The following is a 15046-nucleotide window of genomic DNA, read 5'->3' on the forward strand; positions in this document are numbered from 1 at the left end:
ACGTCGTCAACACCGGTTGAGCGGGCCCTCACCGGCGAAATAGCGGCGCACTTCCTCGGCCGCCAGACCCGCCGCATAGCGCACCGTCTTTACCGATGCACCGGCAATATGCGGCGTCAGTGTCACATTGGGCAACTGCAGCAGCGGCCAATCGGGCGGCACCGGCTCCACCGAGAAGGTTTCCAGCATGGCGCCGCGGAGGTGGCCCTCCTTCATCACCGCATAGAGCGCGTCATAATCCATGAGCGGCCCGCGGGCGGTGTTGACCAGGGTGGCATCCTTCTTCATGCGGCGGAGCGTCTCTGCATTCATCATCCGGGTGGTTTCCGGCGTCACGCGGGGGTGCAGCGACAGAACATCCGACTCTTCCAGTATGCGATCGAAGGAACACTGGATCACCCCGTCGTTCAGATCGTCGGCAGAGAGTTGGACGTAGGGATCGCAAACGAGGATGCGGCAGCCGAAGGCCTTGAGATACTTGACCACGCGGCGGCCCACCTCGCCGTAGCCCACGAGGCCCACGGTCATTTCGGAAAGTTCGCGGCCGGTCACATCGGCGCGGTAGAGTTCGCCGCGGTATTCGCCCTTGCGCAGGCCATCGTGGCCGCGGGTGATGTTGCGGGTTTCGGCGAGGATGGCGCCGATCGTAAACTCGGCCACGGCGGAGGCATTGCGGCCGGGCGTGTTGACCACGGTGATGCCGCGCTCGCGTGCCGCCTTCATGTCGATGTTGACGGGCCCGCCGCGTGACACGGCGACCAGCTTGAGGGCGGGCAGGCGCTCCATGATGGAAGCGGAGAGGGGGGCGAGGTGGGTGACCAGCACCTCCGCATCGCCTGTCAGTTCCACCACTTCATCGGCGGAGCCCATGTATTCCTTGAGGCCGTCCATGCCCTGCACGGCATAGCCGTGTTCCATGGGCTGGTCCGGCCAGGGGAAGTCATGGGTGGTGATGGCAATATCGACAAGCTTGCAGCGTTCGCGCAGCGCCTCCTCGAACATGGAGGAGAGCATAAAGCGGTCGCCGATCACGGCAATCTTGCGGGGGGAAGTCTTGGTCATCGTCAGCTTTCGGTGCCCATGCGGCGGGCCTCGGCCAGTCCGCGCCAGACGGGGCGCATGACCTTGCGGGCTTCGACAAAGGCGTCATAGGCGGCGTCGTAGGTCTTCACCCACTGGGCCTCGGGTTCGGTTATCGCGGTGAGATGTGGCTCAACCCATTGCGCCGCGCAAGCGGTCATGTCGGGATAGAGTTTCTGCTGCACGGCAGCGATCATGGCGGCGCCCGCCGCACCCGCTTCCTCGCGGGTGACGCTGCGGATGCGGGCCTTGAGGATGCTGGCGAGGATGGCCCTGAGCGCCTTGGAGCGCGCCGCACCGCCGGTGATCCGGACCTCGGCGGGGATGGGCCCCATGGCCGAGTAGCAATCGCGGGCGGCATGGCCGAGCCCTTCGAAGACCCCCCGCATCATGCCGAAATAGTCGGTGCCGGTGTCGAGGCCGTTGAACATGGCGCGCGCCGTGGGCTCCATGAAGGGGCCGCGCTCGCCTGCCTTCGAGATGTAGGGGTGATAGAGAACGGCGGCAGGGGCCCGGGCGAGCAGCTTGTCGTCCATGCCCTGCAGCATGTCGCCCCGGCTTTTCTCGATGCCGTGCTCCCTGAGCAGGCCGCGGCCCATGTCGAGCAGCCAGTCGATGTTGAGAGTAGAGGCCATGTTGGACTGGATCTGCGCCACCATGCCGGGGGCGGGGAAGACCATGGTGTAGCCGGACTTCTCGCTGTTGAGCTTCACCTTGCTGACATCCGTCTGCAGGCGCATGTGCATACCGGTGGAGCCGACGATGGTGCAGCCGGACTGGCCGGTGGGATCATAAAGGCCGCCGCCCAGCCCGGTGCAGAGCACATCAACATAGCCGAGGCAGATGGGTGTGCCGGCCTTCAAGCCCGTTTGTGCCGCGGCTTCCGCCGTGAGCACGCCATTCTCGCGGGTGCCGTCCACCATCGGCGTCACGAGGCGCTTGAGGGCGCCGGAGCCGAGGCTGTCCATGATGTCGAGGTGGTATTGGCGCGTCGCATAGTTGCCGAAGGTGAAGTTGCCCTCGGAGGGATCGGTGACCCGGTCGCCGGTGAGGTTGAAATAGATCCAGTCCTTGCAGTGGAAGCAGTGCGTGGCCTTCTCCAGCACCTCCGGACGGTGGCGGCGCATCCAGGTGAGCTGGACGCTCATCTGGCAGACATTCACGCCTGTTCCCGTCCGGTTGTAGTGCGACGCATAATCCCCGGTCGCGGTGAATTCATCGACTTCCCGGATGGCGCGGGCATCGAGCCAGAGCCAGGCGGGCGCCACGGGCGTGCCCGCCTTGTCGATCATCCAGATGCCGTCGCCCTGGCCCGTCACCGAAATGGCGACGAGACGTTGGGCGAGGTTCGGAATGACCTCGGTCAGCTGCTTCAGCGTCTTGGCGGCATCGGTCCAGGTGCGGGCCATGTCCTGTTCGGCGCCGCCATCGGGCAGCGTGACGTAGGAGTTGGGTATCGCGGCGGCGGCAAGCTGCGTGCCGTCGGCCGAGAAGGCCACCGACTTGATGACGGAGGTGCCGGCATCGATGCCGATCAGAACCGCGTCCTTCATGCGAGCGCGCCTCCATGGGCAATGGCCGTTTGGCTTTCGCTGTCGAAGATGTGCAGGTTCGCTGCGTCGACGTTGAGGGCGAGATCGCTGCCGGGCTTGCGCGAGATGCGCTCGTGCGCCACCGAGACGATGGTGCGCCCGCCCACATCGACGGCCACATGGGTCTGGTCGCCCAGCCACTGGCAGGAGATCACCTTGCCGGTGATGGGTCCATCGCCGACGTGGAGCGCATAGGGGCGGATGCCGAGCGTGATGCGGTTCCGTGCCGAAAGCAGCTTCAGCAGATTTCCGGAAAACTCGGATGCGGCGAAGGCGAGCTTTGCGCCGCCATCGGTGGTGAAGGTGACCGTCTTTGCATCCGCTGCCACGGACGCATCGAAGACGTTCATGGGCGGCTCGCCGATGAAGGTTCCGGTGAAGAGGTTGGCGGGCTTCGCCTTGAGTTCAGCTGGTGTTGCATATTGCTGGAGCACGCCGCCTTCCATCACCGCGATGCGATCGGCCAGGGCGTTCGCTTCCGTCTGGTCATGGGTGACGAGGATGGTGGTGCAGTTGTGTTCGCGCAGATAGTGCTTGATGCGGCCACGCAGCACGGCGCGGAGCTGCGGCTCGAGCTGGCCCATGGGCTCGTCCAGAAGATAAAGCCCCGCCTGGCGTACGAGGGCGCGGCCCAGGCTGGCGCGCTGCTGCTGCCCGCCCGAGACGCTGCTCGGATATTTGTTGAGGATGCCCTCGATCTCCAGCATCTCGGCCATGGCCTTGACGCGCGCCTGCTGTTCGCTGGCGGGCATCTTGGCGGCCTTCAGCGCGAAGGCGATGTTGTCGCCTATGGTGAGCGGCGGATAGAGCGAATAGGCCTCGAAGGCCATGGCGACACCGCGCTGGGAGGGCGGCAGCAGGTGGATGGGCTTGCCGCCGAGCGTGATGGTGCCGTTCGTCACATCCTCGAAGCCCGCGATCATGCGGAGCGTCGAGGTCTTGCCGCAGCCGGAGGAGCCGAGCAGGGCGACGATCTCGCCCGATTTCACGGTGAGGCTCAGGCTCTTCACGGCGTGAACGGCCTTCTTCTTGCCGCGGTAGATCTTGTCCACCCCGTTGAGGACGAGTTCAGCCATGGAGACGGTCTCCTGTCGCCGTGTCGAAGAGATGGGTGCCCTCGGCGGCAAAGCTGATACTGACGCTGCTGCCGGATTCGGGGATGGAGGGTGCGGAAGAGGGAAGTGAAGCGAGCAGTTCCCAGCCGCCTTCCGCCTGCAGCAGCAGCACGACGCGCTCGTTGAGCGGTGTGACGGCCATCACGGTGGCGGCAAGGCCAGACTTACCCAGCGACACGGCTTCGGGCCGCACGCCGAAGGTCACGGGCTTTCCTGCATGGGCCTTGTATCCGGCGGGGATGGCGATGGGCTTTCCGGCAATCGTGACCGCGGTGCCATCAGCAGAAATCGTGGTCTCCAGCGTGTTGATAGAGGGATCGCCGAAGAGGCGCGCCACCCCGAGGGTTGCGGGCCGGAGATAAATGTCTTCCGGCGTGGCGATCTGCACGAACCTGCCGCCCGCCAGCACGGCGATGCGGTCGGCGAGCGCCATCGCTTCCTTGTAGTCCTGTGTCACGTAGAGAACCGTGGCGCCGGACTGGCGGAGAAGGCGTGGCAGTTCGAGGCGCATCTCGAAGCGGAGCTTGGCATCGACGTTCCGCAGCGGATCGTCGAGCAGGAGAATGCGGGGCTCGGCGGCGAGCGCGCGGGCGAGCGCGGTGCGCTGCTTCTGGCCGTTCGACAATTCGCGGGGCGCATGGCCCAGCACATGGTCGATCTTGAGGAGCTTGGCGGCGCGGGCGACACCCGCCGCCACCTTGTCCTCTGTTGCCTTCGCGGCGCGCAAGGGGCTGGCGATGTTCTCCGCCGCCGACATGTGCGGGAAGAGGGCGAAGTTCTGGAAGGCCATGCCGACGTTGCGGTGTTCCGGCGCGATGTCGGCGGCATCCTCGCCGTTGATCAGGATGCTGCCGGCGGTCGGTTCCTCCACCCCCGCGATGAGGCGGAGCAGGATGGTCTTGCCGGTGCCGGAGCCGCCGAAGATCACCACGATCTCGCCCGTCTCGGCATCGAGCTCGAGGTTCTCGAAGACCTTGAAGGCGCCGAAGGATTTCGACAGCGATTTGAGGGAGAGCTGACTCATCCTTTGACGGCTCCGAGAGACAGGCCTTCCACGAGATAACGCTGGGCGAACATGGCAAGCACGAAGGTGGGAACGATTGAGAAGATGATGGCCGCGGCGATCTGGCCATACTGGATGCCGGAGGCGGTGACGAAGGCGAGCGCGCCCACGGTCACGGGTTGCTTGTCGGCCGAAGCCAGCACGAGGGCGAAGACGAAGTTGTTCCAGGCGAAGATGAAGGCGAGGAGGCCCGCCGCCGCGATGCCGGGCAGCGCCAGCGGAATGGCGATCTTCCGGAAGGTCTGGAACCAGGTGTAGCCCGCGATGCGGTGGGCGTGTTCGATGTCGGGCGAGAGGTCCTCGAAGTAGCCGCGCACGATCCAGAGGATGAGCGGCAGGCAGATCAGCTGATAGACCCAGATGAGACCCACGTAGGTGTTGGTGAGGCCGAGCGTCTTGAAATAGAGCGACAGCGGCAGCAGCACGAGAAGCGGCGGGGCAAAGCGGAAGGAGAGGAGCGTGAAGGCGATATCCTCACCCAGCCGGAACTTGAAGCGGGCGAAGGCATAGGCCGCAGGCACGCCGAGGATGAGCGAGATCACCACGGAGACGGCGGACAGCAGAACCGAGTTCCACAGGTTGCGCATGAAGTCGAGCTGCAGGCTGCCCGCCGCGGTGCGCATCTCGCCCGTCACCAGCGCGATGTAGTTGTCGAAGGTCGGCGTGAACACCACTGAGGGCGGAATGCGCAGGATCGACTCGTTGGTCTGGAACGACATGAGGAAGATCCAGACGATCGGGAACATGAAGAAGATGACGACCAGCGTGATGAGCACGCCGCGGATGATCTTTTCGAGGGTTGAGGTGTGGTCCATGGCTCAGGCGGCTCCGTGGGCTTTTTCGCGCAGCTTCAGCCACTGCTTGATGAAGACGTTGGAGAGGGCATAGGTGATGGCCCAGAGGATGATCATCAGCGCGGCGGAGCGGCCGACATTCGTCGCCTGGAAGAAGTCGAGATAGGCCTGCACCTGGAAGACGAGCAGCTTATCGCCCGGCCCTCCTTGCGTCATCGCGTAGATGATGTCGAACTGCTGGATCGAGTCGAGCAGGCGGAAGAGCGTGGCCGTGAGGATGTAGGGCATCAGCATGGGCAGCGTGATGCGGAAGAAGACGAAGCTGCGGGGCACGCCGTCCAGCGCCGCCGCCTCGAAGGGTGCGGGCGGCAGCGAGCGCAGGCCCGCGAGCAGCAGGATCATCATGAAGGGCGTGTAGACCCAGACGTCGACCAGCGTGACGGTGAAGAGGGCCGTCGCAGGGTCCGAGCCCCACTTCATGTCGGGGAAGCCGATGAGCGAGACGAGATAGCTGAGGATGCCGAAGTTGGGATTGGTCATCAGCTTCCACATCAGGGCTGCCAAGGCGGGCGCCGTCATCAGCGGAAGGAGAAGCAGGATCGAGAGGAAATTGTTGAGGCGGGTGCGCTTCTGCAACAGGATCGCAATCGCGAGGCCCAGCAGCAGTTCGAGAACGACGGTAAGGCCGGCATAGACCAGCGAGATCTTCAGGGTGTTCCAGAATTTCGGATCGGTGAAGAAGTTGAGATAGTTCTGGAACCAGATGAAGCCCTTCATGGCGGGCAGGTTCAGCCGGTAACGCAGCAGCGAATAATAGACCGCGGTGAAGAAGGGAATGAGGATGCCGATGCACATGAGGAGTGCCGGCAGGCTCAGGAGATAGGGCAGGGCCTTGCGGCGGAAGCGGCTTTGCTTCGCAGGGCTGCCGGTCATGGCGGTGTGTGTCATGAACCCAATCTTGTCCGTCGCGGTTCGGGATGAAAAGAGCAAATCAGACGGAAGCGGGGCCGCCCCAGGGAGGAAAGCGGCCCCGCAACCTCAGGCTGGATCAGCCCAGACCGGCTTCAGCCAGCTTGGCATCCATTTCGGCAGCCATCTTGTCCAGGCCCTCATCGACCGGGATTTCCTTGGCGACCATCTTCTGGAGGTTTTCGGCCCACAGCGTGGTGAGGTCGAAGAACAGCGGCTGGGCGGTGAAGTAGATCTTCGCGCCCGGGGCCGAGGTGTCGTGCTGGTTCAGGTAGCCCGGATAGGACTTGTCGATGCGGTTGCGGAATTCCTCGTCCTTCCAGACGGAGGCGCGGACCGGGTTGACGAAGTCCATCTTGCGGGCGCCGAAGAGGTCGTGCTCGACGGAGGTTGCCCACTGCAGGAAGTACCAGGTGGCGTCCTTCTGCTTGCCGGCCGAGGCCATGGCGAGCGACCAGATCCACACGTTCGGCGTCGGAGCCTTGGCTGCCGGGTTGGCCGCGAACGGCGCATAGCCCAGGTTGCCCTTCTCCTTGTTGTCGCCGCCGTTCATGAAGTAGCCGAGGATGTCGGCGTCGAAGATCATGGCGGAGGCGCCCGCACCGAGGTCGGTGCCGACCTGATACCAGGTGTAGTTGGCCCAGTCCTTCGGACCGGATTCCTGGATCATCTGCACCCACTTCTTGTGGTAGTCCTTGGAGCCGGCGGAGTTCATCGCGGCCTTCAGCTTGCCGTCGGTGACGTTGAAGTCCTTTTCACCGAAGTTGGCATAGCCCGAGAGGAAGCCGGGATGGATCGTGGCCCAGGAGCGCGAGCCGCGCACGCCGATGCCGTAGGGTCCGCCCAGGTCCTTGGTGAGCTTGGCGGAGGTTGCCACCAGTTCATCCAGGTTCTTCGGCGGCTCCACGCCCACCTTCTCGAACATCTTCTTGTTGTAGGAGAGGTTGTTGAGCTCATAGCCCCAAGGCGTGCACCACTGCTTGGCGTCGGAGGAGCCCAGTTCGCCGCCCGGCACGCCGTTCCACGAGGTGGAGGCGCGCAGGCCCGGCAGAACGTCTTCCCAGTTGTAGTTGGGGTTCGTCTTGGCGGGATCCTTGATGTACTCGTTGAGGTCGTCGATCCAGCCAGCGGGGCCGTAGGTCCAGGTCATGTAGGCGCCGGTCATGAAGGCATCGTATTCGCCCGAGCCGGAGGAGAGGGCCGCCGTCACCTTGTCGAAGTAGACGTCTTCCGGGAAGATGTCATAGGCCACGTCCATGCCGGTCATCGACTTGAAGGATTCGATGTTGGCGATCATGGCGTCGGCGTAGGGATGCTTGTTGAGCAACAGCTTGAGCTTGGTGCCCTTGAACTTCATCCAGTCGAAGTCGGCGGCAAGTGCCTTCGTCTGCGCCTGGTTGACGAGCAGGCCGGCGGCGGAGGCCGAGAGGCCCAGCTTGCCGGTTGCCTGCAGAAGTTCGCGGCGGCTCATCTTGCCGGCCACGAAGGCTTCGAACAGTCCTTTTTCCTTATCGTACATACTCAGATCCTCCGTTGATGTACTGGTTGCTTACGGTTAGCCCGGTGCGGTCTTCCCGTTCTTCTTGCCGGGCGGTTGACCCGGTTTGGATGCAACGAGGCGGCGGGCTGTCGCCTCGTCGGTAATCAGGCCGTAGAGCAGGCCACTCAGCAGGATGGAGCGGATGGCCTGGGTCTTGCTCGTTCCACCCGCAACACCGACGATGTTGTGGGCCTTGAGTTCGGAAATGCGGGGTGCCAGCGCGCGGTCGGTGACGCTGTTGGGCAGATGCGAGCCGTCAGTGGCGAAGAAGTGGCCGAGGATTTCGGCGACGGCGCCGGTCTTCATCACCTCGTCCACGTCTTCTTCGTCGAGCATGCCGGCGGATGCGATGAAGCTGGCGCGGGTCACTTCGCCGATACCGGCGATGTAGAGGTCGGCCTTGCGGGCCATGGCGATCACGTCGGAGACGCCGTACTGCGATTCGAGCACCTGCCGGTCTCGCGCTGTGTTGGCGAAGAAGGGAACCGGCATGACGTAGGCTTCCGAGCCCGTGCGCTCCGCGAGCTTGTGGATCACGTCGAAGGGGCTGGCGGCGAAGCGCTGTGTCAGGCCGCCCAAGAGCGAGACGAACTTGGTGTCCTTGCCGTCGACACTCGCCATCAGGTCGATGGCGGCGGCGAGCGTGCGGCCATGGCCAAAGCCGATCGAGGGATAGCGGCGGCTTTCGATGAGATTGCGGATGTATCGGGCACCCGCCATGCCAAGCGTGCGCAGGGGCAGGGGGCCATCGTCGATGTTCGGCACCACCTCGCAATGGACAAGGCCGTGCATGGCCTTGAGGCGCTCTTCCAGTTCGATGCAACCGGCGATGGGGCCTTCAACGAAAACGCGGATCAGGCCTTCATTGCGGGCGCGGGCAATGAGCCGGTGCGCCTTCGTGCTCTGCACGCCCAGGATTTCCGCCACTTCGCCCTGCGTCTTGCCGCCGGCGAAATGCAGCCACGCGGCACGGGCGGCCAGGGCGGCCTCCTCGTCGACCTGAACGGCTGACGGAAAGTGGTTCACACGCGCTCCCATTGGACTTTGAATTATTTTTCTTGTCGTGCAATATTTTTCAGACTAGCTTTCCTGTCAAATGAATTCGTTGCTGCGCTGCACGCTTGTGGGCTCGCTGCCCATTGTGTTTGCGGCGCGAATGTTGTTTTGGTGCGAGGGAAAATGTTTTCCGCACCGGTGAATGGGAGAGAGTGAGACGTGGCGCGCAAGGTTCCGTGGATCGGTACAAGCTGGAAGATGAACAAGTTGCGGGCGGATGCGGTGGCCTATGCCGAAACGCTCAAGGCCTCGCCCTTCGCCAACACCACCGCGGCACAGCCCTTCATCATTCCGCCGTTCCCCTACATCGCGGAAGTTGCGCAGCTTCTCAAAGGCACACGCGTGAAGGTCGGTGCCCAGAACATGCACTGGGACGACAAGGGCGCGTGGACGGGTGAAGTCTCGCCGCTCATGGTCAAGGATTGCGGCGCGGTGCTCGTGGAACTCGGCCACAGCGAACGGCGCACCTTCTTCAACGAAACGGATGAGGCGGTGGGCCTCAAGGTGAAGGCCTGCCTCACCCACGGCCTCACGGCGCTCGTCTGCATCGGTGACACGCGCAGCGAATATGAAACCGGCGCCACCGCCGATGTGCTCGCCAAGCAGACACGATACGCCCTCAAGCATGTGGGCAAGCAGGCCAAGGGCAATGTGGTGATCGCCTATGAGCCCGTGTGGTCGATCGGCGAGGGCGGCATTCCGGCGGACCCGGATTTCGCCGCTGACCAGCACCGCCGTCTCAAGGCGCTCACCGCCGAGATCGTGGGCGAGCCGCTGCCAATTCTTTATGGCGGCAGCGTCAATCCGCAGAACTGCGTGGCGCTTGCCGGCCGCGACAACATCGATGGCCTGTTCATCGGCCGCTCCGCCTGGGATGCCACCGGCTATCTCGGCATCATCGAATCCGTTACCCGCTCATTGGAGGCTTGAACCATGAAGATCGCGCTCGCCGGCGACAGCGCTGGCAATCCGCTTGTTGATGCCCTTGTGGCCCACTTGAAGGGGAAGGGCGAACACGAAGTCACGAACCTGAGTGCCGGCGGCTTCTATGCCGACCTCGCCGCGGGCGTGGCGAAACGCGTGAAGGCGGGGGAATTCGACCGCGCCATTCTCTGCTGCGGCACGGGGATCGGGGTGTGCATCTCGGCCAACAAGGTGCCGGGCATCCGTGCGGCCCTTACCCACGACACCTATTCCGCCGGCAAGGCCGCGACCTCGAACAACGCCCAGATCATCACCATGGGCGCGCGTGTGATCGGGGCGGAATTGGCGAAGGACATCGCTGACAAGTGGCTGGCCTCGACCTTTGACCCCAAGGGCCCCTCCGGCGCCAACGTGGAAGCGATCAACAAGCTGGAGGCGTGAGGGCGGGGGCAAACCCCGCTTTCTTCAAACGTCATTCCGGACGCGCGCCTTGATCGAGCGATAGCGAGATGTCGCGCGCGAGCCGGAAGCCAGCTTTGGTGGATCACTGGTGCGCGGAAAGAAGCTGGGCCCCCGCCTTCGCGGGGGTGACGACAATCAGACCGCGCTCACCCCGCCACCGTGTTGGGGTAGCCGGCGTCATCCACGGCGTGGGCGATCTTGTCCTTGGGCGCGGTGCTCTCCACCGTCACGGTCTTCGCCGCGAGGTCCGTCTTCACCTCGGCAGCCGGATCAAGCGCCTTGATGGCCTTGGTGATGGTGCCCACGCAATGTCCGCACGACATATCGGGCACGTTGAGCTTCAGCATGATGCAACCTCTCCGGCGAGCCTTTCTAGATAGGGGCTGCCGCGCCCCCGGAAAAGGGGCCGTCATGCCGCGGCCCTTGGGGATTTTGCGCCCAGGCCTTACATTGGCAGGGGTACGCCCATGAACGCCTCCGAAACCAGCCTCAGCCATCTCAGCATTCCCGTGGAGGGCATGACCTGCGCGTCCTGCGTGCGCCTGGTGGAGAAGGCCGTGGCGGCGGTGCCGGGCGTTTCCCGCGCCGTGGCCAATCTTGCAACCGAACGGGTGGACATCGACTTCATCGCGAAACCCGAAGCGGCACCCATCCTCTCGGCCATCGAGAAAGCCGGCTATCACGTCGCCAACCGCAGCATCGACATCGGTGTCGAAGGCATGACCTGCGCCTCCTGCGTGCGGCGGGTGGAGAAGGCGGTGGCCGGCGTTCCGGGTGTCGTCTCCGCCTCGGTCAATCTGGCGAGCGAGAAGGCAACGGTGAACCTTCTTCCCGGCGTGGTGGAACTCTCCGCCATTGAAGCCGCCATCCGCAAGGCGGGCTACGAGCCCCGCCGGCTCGAACTCTCCAAAGCCGCGGCGGAAACCGTACAGGCCGCGAAGGAGGAGGAGCGCCGCGTGCTGCGCCGCGATCTTCTCATCGCTGCTGCGCTCACCGTGCCGCTCTTCGTCATGGAGATGGGCTCGCACATCATTCCCGCCTGGCATCACGTGCTGCACGGCAGTGCGCGTGGCTGGGTCTATCCGCTCTATTTCGTGCTGGCGACGCTTGTGCTCTTCGGGCCCGGCCTGCGCTTCTACAGGAAGGGCCTGCCCGCCCTGTGGCGTCTCTCGCCCGACATGAATTCGCTGGTCGTGCTGGGGGCGAGTGCGGCGTGGATCTATTCCACCGTTGCGACCTTCGCGCCGGGTCTGCTGCCCGAGGGCACGGCCAATGTCTATTTCGAGGCGGCCGCCGTGATCGTGACCCTGATCCTCTTCGGCCGTTATCTCGAAGCCCGCGCCAAGGGCCGGACCAGTGAGGCGATCTCGCGGCTCGTCGGCCTTCAGGCCAAGACGGCGCGGGTGGAGCGCGACGGCGCTGTGGCCGATCTGCCGCTTGAGGACGTGCGCGTCGGCGATCTCATTCAGGTGCGCCCGGGCGAGCGTCTGCCTGTCGATGGCACCGTGGTGGCCGGTTCCTCCTATGTCGATGAGGCGATGGTGACGGGTGAGCCCGTGCCGGTGTCGAAGGATGTGGGAAGTGCCGTTGTGGGCGGCACGCTCAACACCACGGGCAGCTTCACCTATCGCGCCACCAAGGTCGGCGCCGACACGGTGCTGGCGCAGATCATCCGGATGGTGGAAACGGCACAGGGCTCCAAGCTGCCGATCCAGGCCATCGTCGATGAGGTGACGGCGTGGTTCGTGCCGGCGGTCGTCACTGCGGCGGTCATCACCTTCTTTGCGTGGCTGATCTTCGGGCCTGCACCTCCGCTCACCTTTGGACTCGTCAACGCGGTGGCCGTGCTGATCATTGCCTGCCCCTGCGCCATGGGGCTTGCGACGCCGACGTCCATCATGGTGGGGACGGGGCGTGCGGCCGAACTCGGGGTGCTCTTCCGCAAGGGGGAAGCGCTGCAGACGCTGAAGTCGACGGGTGTCATCGCCTTTGACAAGACGGGTACGCTGACCATGGGGCATCCGGTGCTGACCGACCTTGCGCTGGCGCCGGGCTTCACGCGTGAGGCCGTTCTTGCTGCGGTCGCTGCTGTCGAGGCGCAGTCCGAGCATCCGATCGCAAAAGCCATTGTCTCAGCGGCCACAGCGGAGGGCATTGCCGTCACCGAGGCTTCCGGGTTCGAAGCCGTGCCGGGCTATGGGGCTGCCGCGCAGGTGAACGGCAGCGAGATTCTGGTGGGGGCGGAGCGCTTCATGACGAAGCGCGGCATCGATGTGACGCCGCTGGCGGATGCAGCCCAGCATCTGTGCGAGGCGGGCAAGACGCCGCTTTATGCCGCCATTGGCGGAAAGCTGGCGGCGGCGATTGCCGTCTCCGATCCGGTGAAGCCTGAATCCGCCGCCGTGATCGCCGCCCTGAAAGAAGCGGGACTTCGGGTGGTGATGGTGACGGGCGACAACCGCCGCACCGCCGAAGCCATCGGTGCCTCGCTCGGGATCGACGAGGTGGTGGCCGAGGTGCTGCCGGGCGGCAAGGCCGACGTGGTGGCGCGCCTCCGGCAGGATACCAGGGCGCTGGCCTTCGTGGGCGACGGCATCAACGATGCTCCGGCCCTTGCTGCGGCGGACGTCGGCATCGCCATCGGCACGGGTACGGATGTGGCCATCGAAAGCGCCGATGTCGTGCTGATGTCGGGCGACCTGAAGGGTGTGCTCAAGGCCATCCACCTCTCGCAGGCGGTGATCCGCAACATCCGCCAGAACCTGTTCTGGGCCTTTGCCTACAACGTGGTGCTGATCCCTGTGGCGGCGGGCGTGCTCTATCCCTTCACCGGCACGCTGCTCTCGCCCATGCTGGCGGCGGGCGCCATGGCCATGTCGAGCATCTTCGTGCTGGCCAATGCGCTGCGCCTGCGCCGCTTCGCCGGCTGATCAGCGCGGCGGCGTGGTGGCGCTGTTGCGGAAGAGCAGGACGAGCGGCAGGCAGACGAGGCTCATCAGCGTCATCAGCAGGAAGTCGTTCTGGTAGGAGATGGTGAGCGCCTGCCCGGTCACCATGTTGTCGAGCATGGCGCGGCCCTGGTCCGTCGCGGGATCGATCAGGCCCTTGGGCATGAGCTGGTAGCCGAGGTTGAAGGGCGTGATGTATTCCGCCAGTCGGGCATGCATCATGGTCGTGCCGCTGGTGAGTTGCGCGATCACGATCGAGACGCCGATCGAACTGCCGAGGTTGCGGATCAGTGTCCACATGGAGGCGCCCTCGGTGCGGTAGATGGCGGGCAGCGTGGCGAAGGCCACCGTATTGAGCGGCACGAAGATGAGGCCCATGCCGACACCCTGCACGACGCTCGTCCAGATGATGGTGAACTGCGAGATGTCCGGGCTGATGCCCGACATGATCCACAGCGACAGCATGGAGAGGAGAAGCCCGATCGAAATGAGGATGCGGGCATCCACATAGGAGAGGAGGCGGCCCACCACCATCATGGCGACCATGGTGCCGACACCGCGGGTGCCGAGCAGGAAGCCTGCCGACAGCACGGGATAACCCATGACGCTCTGCAGGAAAGGCGTGAGCAGGGCGACGGTGGCCAGGATCAGCACGCCGACGATGAACATGAAGAAGACGCCGAGCGTGAAGTTCCAGTCCCTGAAGATGGCGGGCGGCACGAAGGGCTTGTCTGAGGTCAGCGTGTGCGCGACGAAAAGGTAGGCCGCGGCCACGGCGACGAGGGCTTCGATGATGATCTCGGAGCTTTCGAACCAGCCCAGTGTTTCGCCGCGGTCGAGCATGAGCTGCAACGACCCGATGAACAGGCTCAGCATGAAGAAGCCGAACCAGTCGAAGCGCATCTCGTGCGGCTTGGTGTTGGGCATGAAGGCCATGAGGCCGACCACGGTCGCGATGCCGAAGGGCAGGTTGATGAGGAAGACCCAGCGCCAGGAATAATATTCGGTGAGATAGCCGCCGAGGGTGGGGCCCATGATCGGCCCGAGCATGACGCCCATGCCCCAGATCGCCATGGCCTGGCCGCGTTTTTCCGGCGGGAAGATGTCCATCATCACGGCCTGCGAGAGCGGCACGAGGCCGGCGCCGAAGACGCCCTGCAGCATGCGGTAGAGCACCATGTCGGTGATGCCCTGGGCGACACCGCAGAGCAGCGAGGCGACGGTGAAGCCCACCGTGCAGATGATGAAAATGTATTTACGGCCGAAGCGCACCGCAAGCCAGCCGACAGGGGCCGTCATGATTGCGGCGGCGACGATGTAGGAGGTCAGCACCCAGGCCACCTGATCGAAGGTGACCGAAAGCGAGCCCTGCATGTAGGGCAGCGCCACGTTGGCAATCGTGGTGTCGAGTGCCTGCATGATGGTGGCCAGCATCACGCAGACTGTAATCAGTCCGCGATGCCCCTCAGTCTCGGGCTTCGCTGCTGTCATGGCCATGGTCAT

Annotated in this window: 13 protein-coding genes; 3 read left to right on the plus strand and 10 right to left on the minus strand. The window is 64.4% G+C overall.

The window, feature by feature from the left end; translation table 11 throughout:
- Positions 1-6: 6 nt before the first annotated feature.
- The 8 genes from QM801_RS02390 to QM801_RS02425 form a co-directional block, all read right to left on the minus strand.
- Complete coding sequence (locus tag QM801_RS02390; RefSeq protein ID WP_415017611.1) at positions 7-1062, minus strand: 2-hydroxyacid dehydrogenase; 1056 nt, start codon at positions 1060-1062, stop codon at positions 7-9.
- Between the two features lie 2 nt (positions 1063-1064).
- Complete coding sequence (locus QM801_RS02395) at positions 1065-2633, minus strand: FGGY family carbohydrate kinase (RefSeq protein WP_415017612.1); 1569 nt, start codon at positions 2631-2633, stop codon at positions 1065-1067.
- Entirely contained in the window at positions 2630-3748 is a 1119-nt protein-coding gene (locus tag QM801_RS02400; RefSeq protein WP_415017613.1) for an ABC transporter ATP-binding protein, read from the minus strand. Before QM801_RS02400 ends, QM801_RS02395 begins: the two co-directional genes overlap by 4 nt.
- Positions 3741-4811, minus strand: a complete 1071-nt coding sequence (locus QM801_RS02405; RefSeq protein ID WP_415017614.1) for an ABC transporter ATP-binding protein — start codon at positions 4809-4811, stop codon at positions 3741-3743. The genes QM801_RS02400 and QM801_RS02405 overlap by 8 nt, the downstream gene beginning before the upstream one ends.
- Positions 4808-5665 (minus strand): carbohydrate ABC transporter permease, encoded by an 858-nt coding sequence (locus QM801_RS02410; protein WP_415017615.1) that lies wholly within the window; start codon positions 5663-5665, stop codon positions 4808-4810. The genes QM801_RS02405 and QM801_RS02410 overlap by 4 nt, the downstream gene beginning before the upstream one ends.
- Before the next feature lie 3 nt (positions 5666-5668).
- The gene (locus QM801_RS02415; protein WP_415017616.1) at positions 5669-6592 is read right to left on the minus strand and encodes a carbohydrate ABC transporter permease; all 924 of its coding nucleotides are present in this window, start codon (positions 6590-6592) and stop codon (positions 5669-5671) included.
- 100 nt (positions 6593-6692) lie between these two features.
- Positions 6693-8132 carry an extracellular solute-binding protein gene (locus tag QM801_RS02420; protein ID WP_415017617.1) on the minus strand — a complete coding sequence of 480 codons (1440 nt, stop codon included), beginning with the start codon at positions 8130-8132 and terminating at the stop codon, positions 6693-6695.
- A 36-nt stretch (positions 8133-8168) separates the two neighbouring features.
- Positions 8169-9179 (minus strand): sugar-binding transcriptional regulator, encoded by a 1011-nt coding sequence (locus tag QM801_RS02425; protein WP_415017618.1) that lies wholly within the window; start codon positions 9177-9179, stop codon positions 8169-8171.
- A gap of 189 nt (positions 9180-9368) precedes the next feature.
- Here QM801_RS02425 and QM801_RS02430 point away from each other — a divergent pair, with 189 nt between their 5' ends.
- Both QM801_RS02430 and QM801_RS02435 read left to right on the plus strand, forming a co-directional pair.
- The gene (locus QM801_RS02430) at positions 9369-10139 is read left to right on the plus strand and encodes a triose-phosphate isomerase (protein ID WP_415017619.1); all 771 of its coding nucleotides are present in this window, start codon (positions 9369-9371) and stop codon (positions 10137-10139) included.
- Between the two features lie 3 nt (positions 10140-10142).
- Positions 10143-10574 carry an RpiB/LacA/LacB family sugar-phosphate isomerase gene (locus tag QM801_RS02435; protein WP_415017620.1) on the plus strand — a complete coding sequence of 144 codons (432 nt, stop codon included), beginning with the start codon at positions 10143-10145 and terminating at the stop codon, positions 10572-10574.
- A 167-nt stretch (positions 10575-10741) separates the two neighbouring features.
- Here the strand turns inward: QM801_RS02435 and QM801_RS02440 are convergent, their stop codons facing one another.
- A complete protein-coding gene (locus tag QM801_RS02440; protein ID WP_415017621.1) occupies positions 10742-10942 on the minus strand; it encodes a heavy-metal-associated domain-containing protein in 201 nt (66 codons plus the stop codon).
- A 120-nt stretch (positions 10943-11062) separates the two neighbouring features.
- Here QM801_RS02440 and QM801_RS02445 point away from each other — a divergent pair, with 120 nt between their 5' ends.
- Positions 11063-13525, plus strand: a complete 2463-nt coding sequence (locus QM801_RS02445; protein WP_415017622.1) for a heavy metal translocating P-type ATPase — start codon at positions 11063-11065, stop codon at positions 13523-13525.
- Here the strand turns inward: QM801_RS02445 and QM801_RS02450 are convergent, their stop codons facing one another.
- Positions 13526-15046: a DHA2 family efflux MFS transporter permease subunit gene (locus tag QM801_RS02450; protein ID WP_415017623.1), complete on the minus strand. Its 1521-nt coding sequence runs from the start codon at positions 15044-15046 to the stop codon at positions 13526-13528.

The sequence above is a fragment of the Aestuariivirga sp. genome (assembly GCF_047600585.1).
Classification (GTDB): domain Bacteria; phylum Pseudomonadota; class Alphaproteobacteria; order Rhizobiales; family Aestuariivirgaceae; genus Aestuariivirga.